General features: G+C 57.7%; 17 protein-coding genes. 11 read left to right on the plus strand and 6 right to left on the minus strand.

Annotated features, from left to right (window positions below):
• The first annotated feature begins 239 nt into the window (after positions 1–239).
• Complete coding sequence (locus ACR0DK_RS07855) at positions 240–1,235, plus strand: Hint domain-containing protein (RefSeq protein WP_480735540.1); 996 nt, start codon at positions 240–242, stop codon at positions 1,233–1,235.
• 39 nt (positions 1,236–1,274) lie between these two features.
• Here ACR0DK_RS07855 and ACR0DK_RS07860 read toward each other — a convergent pair whose 3' ends face one another.
• Positions 1,275–1,925: a peroxiredoxin gene (locus tag ACR0DK_RS07860; RefSeq protein ID WP_170408508.1), complete on the minus strand. Its 651-nt coding sequence runs from the start codon at positions 1,923–1,925 to the stop codon at positions 1,275–1,277.
• A 218-nt stretch (positions 1,926–2,143) separates the two neighbouring features.
• Here ACR0DK_RS07860 and ACR0DK_RS07865 point away from each other — a divergent pair, with 218 nt between their 5' ends.
• The gene (locus tag ACR0DK_RS07865) at positions 2,144–3,583 is read left to right on the plus strand and encodes an aldehyde dehydrogenase family protein (protein WP_170394725.1); all 1,440 of its coding nucleotides are present in this window, start codon (positions 2,144–2,146) and stop codon (positions 3,581–3,583) included.
• Positions 3,584–3,638: 55 nt separating this feature from the next.
• On the opposite strand, the gene ACR0DK_RS07870 is transcribed toward ACR0DK_RS07865, so the two are convergent.
• Together ACR0DK_RS07870 and ACR0DK_RS07875 are read right to left on the minus strand one after the other, a co-directional pair.
• On the minus strand, positions 3,639–4,073 hold the full coding sequence (locus ACR0DK_RS07870; protein WP_480735543.1) for a glyoxalase superfamily protein: 435 nt from the start codon (positions 4,071–4,073) through the stop codon (positions 3,639–3,641).
• A 175-nt stretch (positions 4,074–4,248) separates the two neighbouring features.
• Positions 4,249–5,100, minus strand: a complete 852-nt coding sequence (locus ACR0DK_RS07875) for a bifunctional helix-turn-helix domain-containing protein/methylated-DNA--[protein]-cysteine S-methyltransferase (RefSeq protein WP_480735545.1) — start codon at positions 5,098–5,100, stop codon at positions 4,249–4,251.
• A 120-nt stretch (positions 5,101–5,220) separates the two neighbouring features.
• Between ACR0DK_RS07875 and ACR0DK_RS07880 the strand changes: the two genes are divergently transcribed.
• The 5 genes from ACR0DK_RS07880 (at position 5,221) to ACR0DK_RS07900 (ending at position 9,461) form a co-directional block, all read left to right on the plus strand.
• The gene (locus tag ACR0DK_RS07880; protein WP_480735547.1) at positions 5,221–5,670 is read left to right on the plus strand and encodes a MarR family winged helix-turn-helix transcriptional regulator; all 450 of its coding nucleotides are present in this window, start codon (positions 5,221–5,223) and stop codon (positions 5,668–5,670) included.
• Position 5,671: 1 nt separating this feature from the next.
• Positions 5,672–6,313, plus strand: a complete 642-nt coding sequence (locus ACR0DK_RS07885; RefSeq protein ID WP_480735549.1) for a cysteine hydrolase family protein — start codon at positions 5,672–5,674, stop codon at positions 6,311–6,313.
• A 96-nt stretch (positions 6,314–6,409) separates the two neighbouring features.
• On the plus strand, positions 6,410–7,054 hold the full coding sequence (gene nth / locus ACR0DK_RS07890; RefSeq protein WP_170426127.1) for an endonuclease III: 645 nt from the start codon (positions 6,410–6,412) through the stop codon (positions 7,052–7,054).
• Positions 7,051–8,040 (plus strand): adenosine kinase, encoded by a 990-nt coding sequence (locus ACR0DK_RS07895; protein WP_170466608.1) that lies wholly within the window; start codon positions 7,051–7,053, stop codon positions 8,038–8,040. The genes nth and ACR0DK_RS07895 overlap by 4 nt, the downstream gene beginning before the upstream one ends.
• Positions 8,041–8,123: 83 nt before the next feature.
• Positions 8,124–9,461 carry a serine hydrolase domain-containing protein gene (locus ACR0DK_RS07900; protein ID WP_480735552.1) on the plus strand — a complete coding sequence of 446 codons (1,338 nt, stop codon included), beginning with the start codon at positions 8,124–8,126 and terminating at the stop codon, positions 9,459–9,461.
• A gap of 6 nt (positions 9,462–9,467) precedes the next feature.
• Here the strand turns inward: ACR0DK_RS07900 and ACR0DK_RS07905 are convergent, their stop codons facing one another.
• Positions 9,468–9,953, minus strand: coding sequence for an RNA pyrophosphohydrolase (locus ACR0DK_RS07905; protein ID WP_480735554.1), 486 nt, complete (start codon positions 9,951–9,953; stop codon positions 9,468–9,470).
• Positions 9,954–10,090: 137 nt separating this feature from the next.
• Between ACR0DK_RS07905 and ACR0DK_RS07910 the strand changes: the two genes are divergently transcribed.
• The 3 genes from ACR0DK_RS07910 to ACR0DK_RS07920 all read left to right on the plus strand — a co-directional run bounded on the left by ACR0DK_RS07910 (position 10,091) and on the right by ACR0DK_RS07920 (position 12,852).
• Complete coding sequence (locus ACR0DK_RS07910) at positions 10,091–12,118, plus strand: FAD-dependent oxidoreductase (RefSeq protein WP_480735556.1); 2,028 nt, start codon at positions 10,091–10,093, stop codon at positions 12,116–12,118.
• Positions 12,119–12,214: 96 nt separating this feature from the next.
• Complete coding sequence (locus ACR0DK_RS07915; protein ID WP_170394756.1) at positions 12,215–12,466, plus strand: hypothetical protein; 252 nt, start codon at positions 12,215–12,217, stop codon at positions 12,464–12,466.
• On the plus strand, positions 12,463–12,852 hold the full coding sequence (locus ACR0DK_RS07920; protein WP_480735558.1) for a hypothetical protein: 390 nt from the start codon (positions 12,463–12,465) through the stop codon (positions 12,850–12,852). Before ACR0DK_RS07915 ends, ACR0DK_RS07920 begins: the two co-directional genes overlap by 4 nt.
• Before the next feature lie 26 nt (positions 12,853–12,878).
• On the opposite strand, the gene ACR0DK_RS07925 is transcribed toward ACR0DK_RS07920, so the two are convergent.
• On the minus strand, positions 12,879–13,319 hold the full coding sequence (locus ACR0DK_RS07925) for a DUF4399 domain-containing protein (RefSeq protein ID WP_170514032.1): 441 nt from the start codon (positions 13,317–13,319) through the stop codon (positions 12,879–12,881).
• A gap of 228 nt (positions 13,320–13,547) precedes the next feature.
• Between ACR0DK_RS07925 and ACR0DK_RS07930 the strand changes: the two genes are divergently transcribed.
• A complete protein-coding gene (locus ACR0DK_RS07930; RefSeq protein ID WP_170394766.1) occupies positions 13,548–14,453 on the plus strand; it encodes a LysR family transcriptional regulator in 906 nt (301 codons plus the stop codon).
• 67 nt (positions 14,454–14,520) lie between these two features.
• Here ACR0DK_RS07930 and ACR0DK_RS07935 read toward each other — a convergent pair whose 3' ends face one another.
• Positions 14,521–15,336, minus strand: coding sequence for a DUF2189 domain-containing protein (locus ACR0DK_RS07935; protein WP_480735561.1), 816 nt, complete (start codon positions 15,334–15,336; stop codon positions 14,521–14,523).
• Positions 15,337–15,346: the final 10 nt, after the last annotated feature.

Genomic DNA, 15,346 nt, shown 5'->3' on the forward strand with positions numbered 1-15,346 from the left:
TTCAGTTTCCATCAGAAGCTACAATCCTTTGGCAGCGAGACCGCGTTCAACTGACGTATCCGATCCCAACCACCGCCTCGGCAGGCGTGCACACAGTCGATCCAACCATAGCCAATCTGCCTTTTTCGATCAGTGCCGCTTTCGAGCCCTGCGCGTCACGGTAAACGATATGTTAACACTTCTAAGTTGAGTTAGCTCAAAGTTAAGGTAATCCAAATCATCTGGGACGTCGCCGCGCTTTGGCCTCTATCACCATCTTTGAGATCGACGGAGATCCGTTTGGCAACCCCAGTGTGACGGTGACCCAGGGGTTTCAGGTCACCATTACTGATGATGATAATTTTCTCGAAAATCCGGACAACAACGGCAGCCAACAGTTCGATACCCTCCCAATCCCCGGGCTGAACAACTCCGGCAGCTTTCAGATATTCGAAGGCTACAGCGCGACGGTCGGAGATGCACCGGTCACCTACACACTGCTGCAATTCTCGGGTACGCAATACATCGTTGTGACCTCGGGAAACGTTGCTGTTAACGATGTACTGACAGGCAACTCACTGGCCCAGGGTACTGCACCTGCGGTCGAATATGACAACCTTCCCAGCTTTGTCTGCTTTACTTCGGGGTCACATATTCTGACACCATCGGGCCAGCGTCTGATCGAAGAAGTCAAAGCAGGCGATCATGTGATCACCGCAGATGGCACCGGTCGGGCCGTGCGCTGGGTGGGTCAGCGACGGCTGAGTGAGGCGGATCTGAGACAGACCCCTAAGCATTGCCCGATCCGGATCAGTGCGGGCAGTCTTGGGCCGCAGACACCATCGCGAGATCTGCTGCTGTCACCTCAGCATCGGGTTGTCGTGTCCTCACCTGCATTGGAATTGCATCATAGTCACCCGATGATGTTGGCGACGGCCAAGTCTCTGCTCAACGGCAAGTCTATCACGCAAGTACCGCCAAGCGGGGGCGTCGAGTACATTCACATTCTATTCGACCAGCATGAGCTGGTGAATGTCGAAGGATTGTGGTCGGAATCGTTTTATCCCGGCGGATATACGCTGGACGCGATGAGCAGTGCAGTGAAGGAGGAACTATTCGAGCTGTTCCCTGAGCTTCATTCCGACACAGGCGGCTATGGTGATACGGTGCTGCCGGTTCTGAAACCGTACGAAGTGCAGATGCTGCGCCCAGAGCTATCTGCCCCTTGCGGCGCAACCTCGGCGTTTGCGCATTAGAAGAAGGCGGGGGCTTTCGCCCCCTGCCCGTTGATCCGATTACGACGGCGCTTTGGTTTTGCGCAGATAGGGGAAGATGGTCTCGAACTCGCCGAACTTCTCTTTTGCCTCATCGTTGGAGACCGCAGGTGGAATGATCACATCCTCACCCGGCACCCAATTTGCGGGGGTTGCCACGCCCTTGGCGCTCATCTGCAGGCCATCCAGCGCACGCAGAATCTCGGCAAAGTTGCGGCCCACGGTCATCGGGTAGGTCATGGACAGTTTCAACTGCTTATCGGGTCCGATGATAAAGACAGAGCGTACAGTTGCGCTGTCGGCAGGCGTGCGGCCGTCGGGCAGATAGGCCTCGGCCGGCAGCATGTCGAAGGCTTTGGAAACAGCCAGACCGTCATCGGCGATGATCGGGAAGCCGGGGTTGGCGTTGCCATAGGCCTCGATATCTTTTTTCCACTTCTTATGATCTTCGACACCATCGACCGACACGCCGATCACTTTGGTGTTCCGCGCCGCCCATTCATCGTTCAGCTGCGCAACTGCCGAAAACTCGGTCGTGCAAACAGGAGTGAAGTCCTTGGGGTGTGAGAACAGGATGGCCCAGCTATCGCCAATCCAGTCATGAAACTGGACGGTGCCCTGATCTGTCTCTGCGGTGAAATTCGGGACCGTATCATTGATGCGCAAACCCATTGGGAAACTCCTTTCCTGTGAAAAATCGCGAGTCGATTGCTGCCAACCTAATCACTTTGCGCAGAGGTTAAACCATTCATGTTGCGCTGTCAGAAGATTCAGTAGGTAGATAATTTGATCAAATTATGTTTTACCCTTGCCCGACACCCGGGTGGGTGACAGAGTGCGAATGAAAACCGACCGTTCGGTCGATTGATTCCTGATCCGGAGGATGAGCCATGATCGAAAAACGCGATTTCTATATCAACGGCAAATGGGTCGCCCCATCAGAGCCGAATGATTTCGAAGTGATCGACCCGTCGACCGAAGAACCATGCGCGGTGATCTCATTGGGGTCAGAGGCTGACACTAACGCAGCGGTCGCCGCGGCCAAAGCTGCTCTGCCTGGTTGGATGGCAACCCCGGTGGACGAGCGCATCGCTTTGGTCGAGAAACTGGTCGATATTTACGCCACCCGCTCAGAGGATCTGGCCCAGGCGATGTCGATGGAGATGGGTGCACCGATCGAAATGGCGCGCAGCCAGCAATCGGGCGCGGGGATCTATCACCTAAAAAACTTCATCCGTGCCGCCAAGGCGTTCCAATTCGAACGTCCGTTGGGCGATCATGCGCCGAATGACCGGATCATCTATGAAGCGGTGGGTGTGGCAGCCCTGATCACCCCATGGAATTGGCCGATGAATCAGGTCACGCTCAAGGTCGGCGCGGCGGCGATTGCGGGCTGCACGATGGTGCTGAAACCGTCCGAGCAAAGCCCGCTGAACGCGATGATCTTTGCTGAGATGATGGATGAGGCTGGCTTCCCGGCTGGTGTTTTCAACCTGGTGAATGGCGATGGCGTGGGCGTGGGCTCTCAGCTCTCGGGGCACGCAGATGTTGATATGGTCAGCTTCACCGGTTCGACCCGCGCGGGCACTGCGATTTCCAAGAATGCGGCGGATACACTGAAGAAAGTGCATCTGGAACTGGGCGGCAAAGGGGCCAATGTGGTCTTCGCCGATGCCGACGAAAAGGCGGTAAAACGCGGCGTCCTGCACATGATGAACAACACCGGTCAAAGCTGTAACGCGCCCAGCCGGATGCTGGTGCAGCGTCCGATCTATGATCAGGCGGTTGAGACAGCCGCCGAAGTGGCAAACAAGGTCACCGTCGGCAGTGCCGCCGAGGAAGGCCGACATATCGGACCGGTGGTGAACGAAGTGCAGTGGACCAAAATTCAGGACCTGATCCAGAAAGGAATTGATGAGGGCGCGCGTCTGGTTGCAGGCGGCACGGGTCGGCCAGAGGGGCTGAACAAGGGCTATTATGTGCGCCCAACGGTTTTTGCCGATGCCAATAACCAGATGACGATCGCGCGCGAGGAGATCTTTGGCCCGGTTCTGACTATGATCCCCTTCGACACCGAAGAAGAAGCCATCGAGATTGCCAATGACACACCTTACGGGCTGACCAATTATGTTCAGACCCAAGACGGTGCACGCGCCAACCGAATGGCTCGCGTCTTGCGGTCGGGCATGGTTGAGATGAACGGCCAGTCGCGCAGCGCTGGGTCCCCGTTTGGTGGGATGAAACAGTCCGGCAATGGCCGCGAAGGCGGGGTTTGGGGACTGGAGGACTTCCTTGAGGTCAAGGCCGTTGGCGGTTGGGCCGCCGAATAGTCAATCTTGGTGCTATCAAAATGTGAGGCACCCTAAGGGTGCCTCGCTTTGTTTCTTAGGCAGGTCGGACGATAAGCTGCGGCTCTCCGTCCGACGTGTGGCGGGTGGATCGACCATCCCAGCCAATCTCACCTGTCACCCGCTGGCGAAGGGCGGAAAAACTGTCGAACCGGACCACATCTACGGGCACGTCGAACTGCAGGGTCACCCGGCGATGTCCGCCATCCCCAATCATGGTCAGACCGCGGATTTCGGCGGTGAAGGGCTGACCCAGATATCGGCCCTCAACCCGGTCACCAACGCGCAGCTGCACTCGATTTCCTGCCATCGCGTGCAACGTGTTCCAATCCCGCGCACCGAGTTGATGCGCCAACAGTTCCAGCGCCTCGCTATGCGATAGCTTCACTCCGGCGTCCAGCAGGCGTTTGCGCAGGCGTTTTGCCTGCTCTTTCAGCTCCGCAACCGGAGCGATGTTCTGAGTATGTGTCATAGTTTGCCTCGTTTCCTGAAACGGGCGCGAAATCTGGACGGGGTTCGCATTGCCATCCGCGCGCCTGGAAAGGGCAACAGATGTGATTCAATCGGGTTTCACCAAAGCCAAAGGCCGCGAACGGCAGGGGACCCGAACCTGCCGTGCATATGGCAACGACACGCCAGAATGTCAATCAGGCGTCGGCCTGCGCCGCCTCATAGGCCAGCATGGCGCGCTTGACGGGCAGTCCCCAGTGGTAGCCGCCCAGGCCGCCCGATTTGCGTAAGGCACGGTGGCAGGGGATCAGCCAACTGACCGGGTTGCGCCCAACTGCGGTGCCCACGGCGCGCACCGCTTGGGGTGAGCCGACCCGCTGCGCGATCTCGGAATAGGTGGTGACCAGCCCCGAAGGGATGTGCATCAGCGCTTCCCATACCTTGATCTGCAGTGGTGAGCCAATCAGGTAGAGTGGGGTCGGCTCCAACCGGTCGCTGGCCGCACCGAAGGCGCTGAGCACCCAAGGCCGCAGGCGCATCGGGTCCTCGACAAAATCAGCATTGGGCCAACGAGAGATCATGTCTTCCATCGCCGCCTCCTCGCCTGTCTCGGCCCCAAAGGCGATTCCACAGATTCCCTTGTCAGTTCCCATAACCAGCGCAGGGCCAAAGGGGCACTCGAACCAGCCCCAGTAGATCGTGAGGCCTGCGCCTTTGCGGGCGTATTCACCCGGGCTCATGGATTCCCATTTCAGGAACAGGTCATGAAGCCGCCCACTGCCGGACAGCCCCACATTATGAGCGGTTTCCAGCGTGGTGAAACGCTCGTGCAACAGAGCTTTGGCATGGCCGAGAGTCAGGTATTGCTGGTATCGCTTCGGTGAGACCCCGGTCCAGCGTGAGAACAGACGCTGAAAATGGGCAGGGCTCATATCCATCTGGCGAGCCAACTCATCAAGACTGAGACTCTCTCCGCCTTGATCGATCAATTCGATCGCGCGCCGCATGACGTTATAATGATATCCGCTTTCTGCTGTCTGGACGTTCATCGGTCACCTCATCAGTTACCGGAACAGTAACTTGCCCCTGTCGATCTTGCGACCCGGAACCTGCGCTTTATCTTGTCAACTGAGTTGACGAATCAAATCGATTTCTCCTACCATTCAGGTATGGGACACAGGTTGGATCAGCTTTATCAGACAGTTCAGGCCACCCGGCCTTTGCTGCGGAACATCACGGCAGCAGTTGAGCAGGGCAGCCAGCGCAAAGGCGTGACCGTCGGGCAACGTGCCCTTTTGGAAGGTCTGTCGCTATCTCCCGGCGCGACCGCCCCGGTGCTGTGCGCCGAGTTGCAGCTGAAACGACAATATGTCTCGCGCATCTTAAAAGAGCTGATGGGCGCACAGCTGATCGAAAGCCAGCCCAATCCCAAACGTGCAGGCACCTACTGCTACCGGCTGAGCCCTGCGGGCGAAGAGACGATCACGGCAATCAGAGCGGATGAGATGGCCAAGCTGACACGCTTTGCACAGGATTTTTCTGCGTCAGAGCTTGCCGCCTATCACAAGGTTCAGCTGGCCCTGACCCGCTATTTCGCAGAACTCGCCAAGGAGGCCTGACATGACCGTCCTTTGGATAATGGCGGCAAGCATCATGATCGCCGTGTTGTACATCCTCTTGCAAATCCGAAAGATTGGCACTCCGACAACCGGAGCCAAAATAGACCTGGCGTCGCGGCCTGAAACGGCGCTGCTGGTGATCGATATGCAAACAGATTTTACCTCGATACCCACCTGGGATGATGCACAAATTGAGGGTGCCTTGTCGACGATCCGGTCAACGACGGACAGCGCCCGCCGGTCTGACTGGTCCGTGATTGCCATCCGTCATGAATTCAAGGGACGGCTGGCGAACTTGCTGAACGGGTGGTTCAATCAGGGGCGCGGCAACGCAGGTTCCGACGGAGTTGGGTTGGATCCGCGTCTTGCGCTGAATCCCGATGCCGAGTTTGTAAAATCCGTAGGTGACGCCTTTTCTTCGCCGGGCTTTGAACGGTTCCTGCAAGACAAACGGATCGGAACGCTGGTTCTGACAGGGTTGGACGGGTGTCATTGCGTGAGTAAGACCGCGCAGGGCGCGCTCAATCGAGGATATCGGGTTCAGATCGATCCGGCGGCTGTACTGGCAGCTGATCCGAACCGGTGGCAGGGGATCAGGGATCAACTTGCAACGGCGGGGGTGGATTTCCGACTGCAGACGTGAGGCATAGGGATAAATCGACCAAGACCCGCGCCTAAGCAAAACCAAAACGCACCTTTTCAATTGCGACCGCTTGCCTGGCAGGGCATTAAGGCTCGGATGGCCAAACAACTCGGATACCACAAGATCCGCGAGATCTTTACGCGTTTTCACGACGCCGACCCTGAACCCAAGGGCGAGTTGGAGCATGTAAACGTCTATACTCTGGTCGTTGCCGTCGCACTGTCAGCGCAGGCGACCGATGCCGGCGTCAACAAGGCTACGCGCGCGCTATTCAAGATCGCCGACACGCCGCAGAAGATGCTGGATCTGGGCGAAGAAGGTCTGATCGAGCACATCAAGACCATCGGCCTGTTCCGCCAGAAGGCCAAGAACGTAATCAAGCTGAGTCGCATTCTGGTCGAAGACTATGGCGGTGAGGTGCCCAACTCCCGCGCGGCGCTTCAATCGCTACCGGGTGTGGGGCGCAAGACAGCCAATGTTGTCCTGAACATGTGGTGGCGATATCCGGCGCAGGCCGTGGACACGCATATCTTTCGCGTCGGCAACCGCACCGGCATCTGCCCGGGCAAGAATGTGGACGCCGTCGAACGCGCCATCGAAGACAACATACCGACCGACTTTCAGCTGCATGCGCATCACTGGCTGATCCTACATGGCCGCTATCACTGCAAGGCACGCAAACCGCAGTGCCCGACCTGTATCATCCGCGATCTCTGCGAATTTGAGGACAAAACCGAATGAAAACCTACCAACTGACCGGCATCGGAAACGCCGTTGTGGACGTAATTTCCCAAGCCGATGACAGTTTTCTTGAGCTGATGGGCATCGAAAAAGGCATCATGCAGCTGATCGAGCAGGAGCGCGGCGAGGTGCTGTATGCCTCAATGGAAGGCCGGGTGCAGACGCCGGGCGGCTCGGTTGCCAATACCATTGCGGGTGCGGGTGCACTGGGTCTGGATTCGGCGTTTATCGGGCGGGTGCATGATGATGCGCTGGGGCGGTTCTATGCGGATGCGATGAACGAGGATGGGGTGGATTTCGTGAACCCGCCGGTGCCGGGTGGGGAGCTGCCAACTTCGCGTTCGATGATCTTTGTCTCGCCCGACGGCGAGCGGTCGATGAACACCTATCTGGGTATTTCGTCCGAGCTGTCTTCTCGGGATGTCTCGGAAGACGTCGCGGGCAACAGCCAGATCATGTTCCTCGAGGGCTATCTGTTCGACAAGGAAAAGGGCAAGGCGGCATTCCTGGAGGCCGCGCGCAACTGCCACAAGGGTGGCGGCAAGGCGGGCATCGCCATTTCTGACCCGTTCTGTGTAGAACGGCACCGGGTCGATTTCCTGCTGCTGATCGAGAATGAGCTGGATTTCGTAATCGGCAACGAGGCCGAGATCAAATCGCTGTTCGAAACCGACGATCTTGAGGAGGCGCTGGCGAAAACGGCCGAGATTTGCCCACTGGTCGTTTGCACCCGGTCGGGCGACGGGGTGACTGTTCTGAACGGCAACGCGCGCATCGATGTACCGGTTGAAAAGGTCGTACCCGTGGACGCGACCGGCGCGGGCGATCAATTCGCCGCCGGATTCCTGTTCGGCATGGCGACGGGCCGCGATTACGAGACCTGCGCAAAAATTGGCAACGTCTGCGCACGCGAAGTCATCAGCCATATCGGCCCCCGGCCCGAGGCGAATATGCAGGAATTGCTGCGGGCTGAGGGATTGCTCTGATCCCGCGAAACGCAACGTAACGCTGGTGCGTCACATTTCGGGATGGCTACCCTTTTTTTTGGATGTAAGGGGGGAGCCAATTCATGTTGGGCAGAGCACTCAGGATCACCGCAGGAACATTGGCGTTGGGGCTTGTGGCCGGCGTTGGGTACCTGCTGATCTCTCCGCCCGACCTGTTGCGAGTCGGGACCAACTATTCGGCCAAGATCGTCTGTTCTAACGTGTTCATCGCCGGGCGGGATGCGCAGGAGGTACTGGCGGTAGATGTGCAGGCGCCCGGGCATCCGTTGCTGAAACACGTCTCGGTCTCGGTTGACCCCGAGGCGCAATCAGTATCTGCAAAGCTACTCGGGATCTTCGCCCCTGCGACCAGCCAATATCGCGAGGGGCTGGGATGTGCGAATACGCATGAGGCCCAACCGGTCAACGCCCAGCTAAACACTCTGCCCGCGCTGTCTGATGCACTTTGGCCGGAAGGCACCACCGTGGCCCCAGCGCAGAACTCCAAATTGGCAATGGTTCTGTCGGGCCCGACCATTCTGGGAAAGGGCTTCCGCGCCGTTGTTGTGGTGCATGATGGCCGGATCATTGGTGAGGCTTATGCGGATGGATTCGACGAAAATACCCCTCTTCTGGGCTGGTCAATGACCAAAACCATAACCTCTGGATTGATTGGAACGCTGATAAAATCCGGTCAGATGAAGTTGACGGATACACTGGTCGATTCATTTCCCGATTGGGCAGAGGACAACCGGCAGCACATTACCGTCGAGGATATGTTGACCATGTCCAGCGGCCTGCGATGGAACGAAGGCTATGGTGAAGTCTCGGACGTGACTCGGATGTTATATCTGAGCGACGACATGGCGGGGTTTGTCACTTCGCTTGAGGCCGAGGCTGAGCCAAATACTGAATTCAACTATTCGTCGGGCACATCCACCGTCTTGGCGCGGGTCTGGCAGGATCAGGTCAAAGATGACAGCTTGTCCTATCCGCAGCGCGCACTCCTGCTGCCACTGGGCATGACCTCGGCCATACTTGAAACTGATGTTTCTGACACCTTTGTCGGCTCAAGCTATATGTACGCCACAGCGCGGGATTGGGCACGATATGGGCAATTCCTGCTGCAGGGCGGCACATGGGACGGGCAGCAAATTCTGCCCGAAGGGTTCACTGACTGGATGTTCGAACCGGTTGCTGTCTCGGGCGGGGCATATGCCAAAGGTCACTTGTGGCGCGACGTGCCGGGTGGAGAACCCCCGTTCGAAGATGCGGTCTGGATGGCCGGACACGATGGGCAATCGGTCGGGATATTCCCTTCGCGTGATCTGGTGATCGTGCGATTGGGGCTTACACCGTCCGATACCGGTTATTCCCCGCTGCCGCTGGCCAAAGCGGTGATTACGGCGCTTGGTTCCTAACCCGAACTACCCGAGATGCGGCTGAAACGCAGAAAGCACCTGCTGGTAGACGTCCTTTTTGAACGGCACGATCTCATCGACCAGCCGCGTCGTGGTCTGCCATTTCCAGTGGGTGAACTCGGGGTGCTCGGTTGCGATGTCGATCTGATCATCCCGGCCCAGAAACCGCATCAGGTACCATTTCTGCTCCTGCCCGCGATACCGGCCCTTCCAGATTTTCGGCACAATGTCATGCGGTAGGTCATAGGGCAGCCAGCCGTCGGTCTCGGCGATGATTTCCACAAGATCAGCGGGCACTCCAGTTTCTTCCCAAAGCTCGCGCAGGGCCGCATCGCGCGGGTCTTCGCCCTTGTCCACGCCACCCTGAGGCATCTGCCAGGTGTCCTTGTGGCGATCATTGCGCTGACCGACAAAGATCTTGCCTTCGGCATTCATCAACATCAGTCCCACGCAGGGGCGATAGGGCAGTTTGGCGATTTCATCAGGGGTCATGCGCGGCCTCGTGATTAAGCTTTGCTGCGTCTCTAGCAAGCGCCGCAGTAAAGGCAAAGGGAATGACGTTAGGTTTCGCGTGACAAAGGTGACGCGAAGGTCAATCTGACGGTCAAAGTCGGGAGGGAGAGTTTGCCATGACTGCGTACCCAAACATGCTGGCCCCGCTGGATCTGGGCTTTACCACGTTGAAGAACCGCGTGCTGATGGGCTCGATGCATACCGGGCTGGAAGAGACTGGCGATTGGAATCGGGTTGCTGAATTCTACGCAGACCGGGCGCGCGGCGGTGTGGCGCTGATGGTGACCGGTGGGATTGGCCCAAACCTTGAAGGCTCGGTGCTGCCGGGGGCTTCGATGATGACCAACGATACAGAGGTGGCGAACCATTCCATCGTCACCCGACGCGTGCATGAGGCAGGCGGCAAGATCGCCATGCAAATCCTGCATGCGGGGCGGTACGCCTATGGGCCGAAATGCGTCGCCCCCAGCCCGGTGAAATCTCCAATTTCTCCGTTTCCGCCGCATGAGCTGGACGAAGAGGGCATCGAGAAGCAGATCGGCGATATCGTCAACGCGGCTGTTCTGGCCCAGACGGCGGGCTATGACGGGGTCGAGATCATGGGCTCCGAGGGCTATTTCCTGAACCAGTTCCTCGTGACCCACACCAACAAGCGCGAGGATCGCTGGGGTGGGTCATACGAGAACCGGATGCGTCTGCCCATTGAGGTGGTGCGCCGCACGCGGGAAGCCGTGGGGAGCGATTTCATCATCATCTATCGCCTTTCGATGATTGATCTTGTGCCCAATGGGTCGACCCATGACGAAGTCGTTGAACTTGCGCAGCGGATTGAGCAGGCCGGGGCAACGATCATCAACACCGGTATCGGCTGGCACGAGGCGCGGATTCCAACGATTGCCACCAGCGTTCCCCGTGCTGCATTTGCGTGGGTTACCAAGAAGCTGATGGGTAAAGTCGGGATTCCGGTGATCACCTCGAACCGGATCAACACGCCTGAGGTTGCCGAAGAAGTTCTATCGACCGGTTGCGCCGATATGGTGTCTCTGGCGCGGCCGATGCTGGCCGATGCGGATTTCGTGAACAAGGCGATTGCAGATGAAGCCGCGAAGATCGCCCCGTGCATCGCATGCAATCAGGCCTGTCTGGACCACACTTTCAGCGGTAAGCTGACCTCATGCCTGGTCAATCCGCGCGCCTGTCATGAGACCGAATTGGTGATCGGCAAGGCCGAGACACGTAAGACCGTGGCCATTGTCGGCGCTGGCCCTGCAGGTTTGTCCACCGCGATGACAGCTGCCCAGCGCGGCCATGATGTAACCCTGTTTGATCGCGCCGCCGAGATAGGCGGGCAATTGAACATGGCCAAACAGGTGCCAGGGAAAGAAGAGTTCTGGGGACTGGTTGACTGGTATCGCACCATGATGGACGACCTAGGCGTGACGGTCGAACTGAACCGCGAGGTCAGCGCGGATGATCTGACCGGTTATGATGAGGTGGTCATCGCCACCGGTGTCACTCCTCGTGATCCGCAGATTCCCGGCCAGGATCGGGACAATGTGCTCAGCTACATCGACGTGCTGCGCGACAAGGCCGAGGTCGGCAGCACCGTCGCCGTGATCGGGGCCGGAGGCATCGGGTTCGATGTCTCCGAATTCCTGCTGGAAGACGGTCACAGCCCAACCACGGACCTTCCATTGTGGATGAAGGAATGGGGCGTGACCGACCCCGCAGAACACCGCTCGGGCCTGGCCCCCGAGGGCCCGCAGCCCGAAGCACCAGCACGGCAGGTCACGCTGCTGCAGCGCAAGGCGCAGCGTCACGGCAAGGGGCTCGGAAAGACAACGGGCTGGATCCACCGCGCGACATTAAAGATGAAGGACGTCAGTTTCGTTGGTGGTGTGAATTATGAGCGCATCGACGAGGACGGCCTGCATGTCAGCTTTGGTGAAACCCGCGATGATCCAACCGTGATCGCAGCCGAGTCGATCGTCCTATGTGCCGGGCAGGTCTCGGACCGGTCGCTGGCGGATGAGCTGCTCGAACGTGGAATGACCCCGCATGTGATTGGTGGAGCAGATGTGGCAGCTGAGCTGGACGCCAAACGTGCGATCAATCAGGGCACACGTCTGGCGGCAGCGTTCTGACGTTGTAATGCCAGTGCGCTGGAGAAAGCCGCCCCGGAAGAGGCGGCTTTTTTCGTTTTCCTTGACTCAATTGTTATCAATATACATATGTACCACATGAGTCAGAAAATAGAACGCACCCAAACAGGAATTCGAATCGAGAAGCGGCTTCTGAAAGTTCTCAAAGGGCTGGCAGAATCGCTGGACATGACCCTTGGCGACCTGATTGAGGGCATCGCGCTGCACAGCTTTGAGAACAAGCCAGCCTTCTCTGAAGAGACGTTGAAGAAGATCAAACAGCTCAAAAGTGTCTACGACTTCGATTGGACAGCTGAAGACAGTCACCGTTTCAAGGAGGATGAAGAATGAGCGCATCGCGATACGCCGACGTCACCATCGCATTTGAAGCCCACGCAATCGACAACGCAACGTTCGGACACGCCGAACATGTGCAAGTCGCTTATGACCTGCTACACAAGTATGATTTCATCGATGCCGCAGCGATCTACGCCAAGGGAATTCGCGCGTTAGCAGCGAACGCAGGCGCACCGGACAAGTTCAATCTGACAATCACCTACGCATTCATGAGCCTGATCGCAGAGCGGCTGGCCAACACGCAAGCTACTGACTTTAAGAGTTTCGCACAGCAAAATTCCGACCTGATGGCCAAGTCAGTACTCAACCAATGGTATTCTGCGGACCGTCTCAACACGCAGCTTGCCCGCGATATATTCCTGCTGCCTGCCGCCGCATAATCGTGTTTTGCGGCGAAGGTGAATTGTTACTCTACAGTGATCGTAATCACCTCGGACACAATGGGCGTCGCATGAGGGACGTGGCCTGCATCCCCAAGCACCAGCTGCAAAGTATGCTCACCCGCAGCAAGTTCCAAAGTCACCTCGGTCTGACCGCCACCGAAATGAATGTGATTGTCGTCTGCGGGCAGACCGTATGACAGTTCGTCCGCACCGTCTTCTCCCTGCCCAAGTGGTGGGCGATCAATCAGGAGGTGATGGTGCCCTGTATTTTCCTTCTCGGTTCCAGCGGGGGCAACGCCCATGCCGCTGAGGCCAAAGACTACGGTCACAGGTGATTGCACGGTGTCACCGTCAGACAGGTTGACGAAATAGACCTTCGCATCTGGATTCGATGGTGTTTCCCCTCCGGCCCACACGAGGCTGGCGGTCAGACACAGGGTAATGACAGCAAATAGGGCTTTCATAGTCTCCTCCGTGGTCACAAAAATGCCATTCTCATCATAGCACGATTGGAAAAAAGTCCAGAAAACGGGGTTTTGTATCGAAAGGCATGGTCCGCGGCATATAGGCCCGGGCGTTTCCTAGTTGCAAACGATCCGATTCAAAACCCTGATATTATCCCATGTCTGCCCAGTTCTTGCCCAGATTGATCGCGATAAAGAGACAACGAACGGAAGACCTGGGGAACGAGAATGGATCGACTAACTGAAATGGAGGCCTTTTCCAACGTGGTGGACCAGGGTGGTTTCACCGACGCGGCCAAGAAAATGGGCATCTCCAAATCAGCCGTGTCTAAACACGTCTCGAGCCTCGAGGCGCGGTTGGGGGCAAGGCTTTTGAACCGGACAACGCGCCGGGTTTCGCCAACCGAGATCGGGTTGGCCTATTATGATCGCGCCCGTCGCGTGCTGAACGACGCAGGCGAAGCGGATGCGCTGGTGACTTCGATGCAATCTGCGCCTTCTGGTCTGCTGCGGATCTCTGTGGCAACAGATTTTGGCGTCAATCACCTGTCGCCGGTCCTGTCGGACTTCCTGTCGGCCTATCCGGACATCACCGTGAACATGGTTCTGAACAACCGCTATGTTGAGCTGATTTCCGAAGGCTTTGACGTGGCCGTGCGCATTGGCGAGCTGGAAGACAGCACGCTGCGCGCCCGTAAGCTGACCGAAACAGTGAAACGCATGGTCGCGTCGCCGAGATATATCGAGCAGTTCGGGCGCCCGCAGAAGATCGACGATTTGAACGAGCACAAACTGCTGCATTACTCCAGCCAATCCTCGGGCAGCGTGTGGAAGCTGACGGCGCCTTCGGGCGAGAAGCGTCAGGTCCGCACTGCTGGCTGGCTGAGCGTAAATGATGGGCAGTCGCTTCTGAACGCCGCGATCTCGGGGCTTGGGATCGCGCATCTGCCCAGCTATCTATATGCCGAAGCACTGAAATCGGGCGAGGTGGTAGACGCCATGCCATCGCTACCGGATGAGGTTCAGGGCGTCTATGCGGTCTACCCGCCGGGCCGGTTCACCCAGCCCAAGGTGCGGGCGTTCATTGATTTTCTTGTCGAGTCCTTTGCTGAAAAGGGTCCGATGGATTGGTAGAATTCTCCCTGTGGCACCTAAACGGCCCGTGCTGAATGGCACGGGTCTTTTTTTGTCTAGCGATGCATCAGTTAGTCTCTGGTGATACGGCCCGCTGATACAGGTGCCACGTGGTGTGGCCCAGGATCGGCAGCGTGAAAATCAGCCCCAGAAACGCCGGAACCAGCGACAACAGCATGGTAACCGAGATGATCGCCGCCCAACTGAGCATTACCACCGGGCTTTCAGCGACCACGCGAATGGAAGTGAGCATGGCGGAAACAAAGTTGGTTTCCCGATCCAGAAGCATGGGCATGGCCACCACAGTCACCGAGAACAGGACCGCCGACAAAAAAGCGCCGATACAGGTGCCGACCGCCAGAAAGGTCCAGCCTTGCGGTGTGAAGAAGATGGTGTTCATGAACCCTTCGAAATCCGAGAAGGACGCCTTTTGCAGGATGATCGCCAGCCAAAGGCGGATTTGGTAGGTCCATACCCAGAAAATGAACAGGGTGACAAAGGCCATCCAACCCATCTCGCGCTTGCGCTGATGGGCCATGACGCTGAGGATTTCGGACCAGCCGAAGCTTTCCCCTTTCTGCATCCTACGGGACATTTCATAAAGCCCGGCGGCCGCAAATGGGGCAACCAGCGGAAAGCCTACGGCGGCAGGAATGATCATCCAGATCTTGCCAAGCCCGACCAGGCACCAAACGAACAGGATGCCGAAAACCGCGTAGAACAGGCCGAAAAAGCCGCTCATGACCGGGTGTGCGAGGAAGTCGGAAAACCCGGCCTTCAGCGATGCCGTAATATCCTCGGCCGTCAGCCTGTTAGCCTCGGGCATGGATTGCTGTGGGACCGTGTTATCCGGCGGAGTGGTATCTTCGGTTTTGGATGCCATGACGCATTCC

The sequence above is a fragment of the Ruegeria sp. CE6 genome (assembly GCF_056537485.1).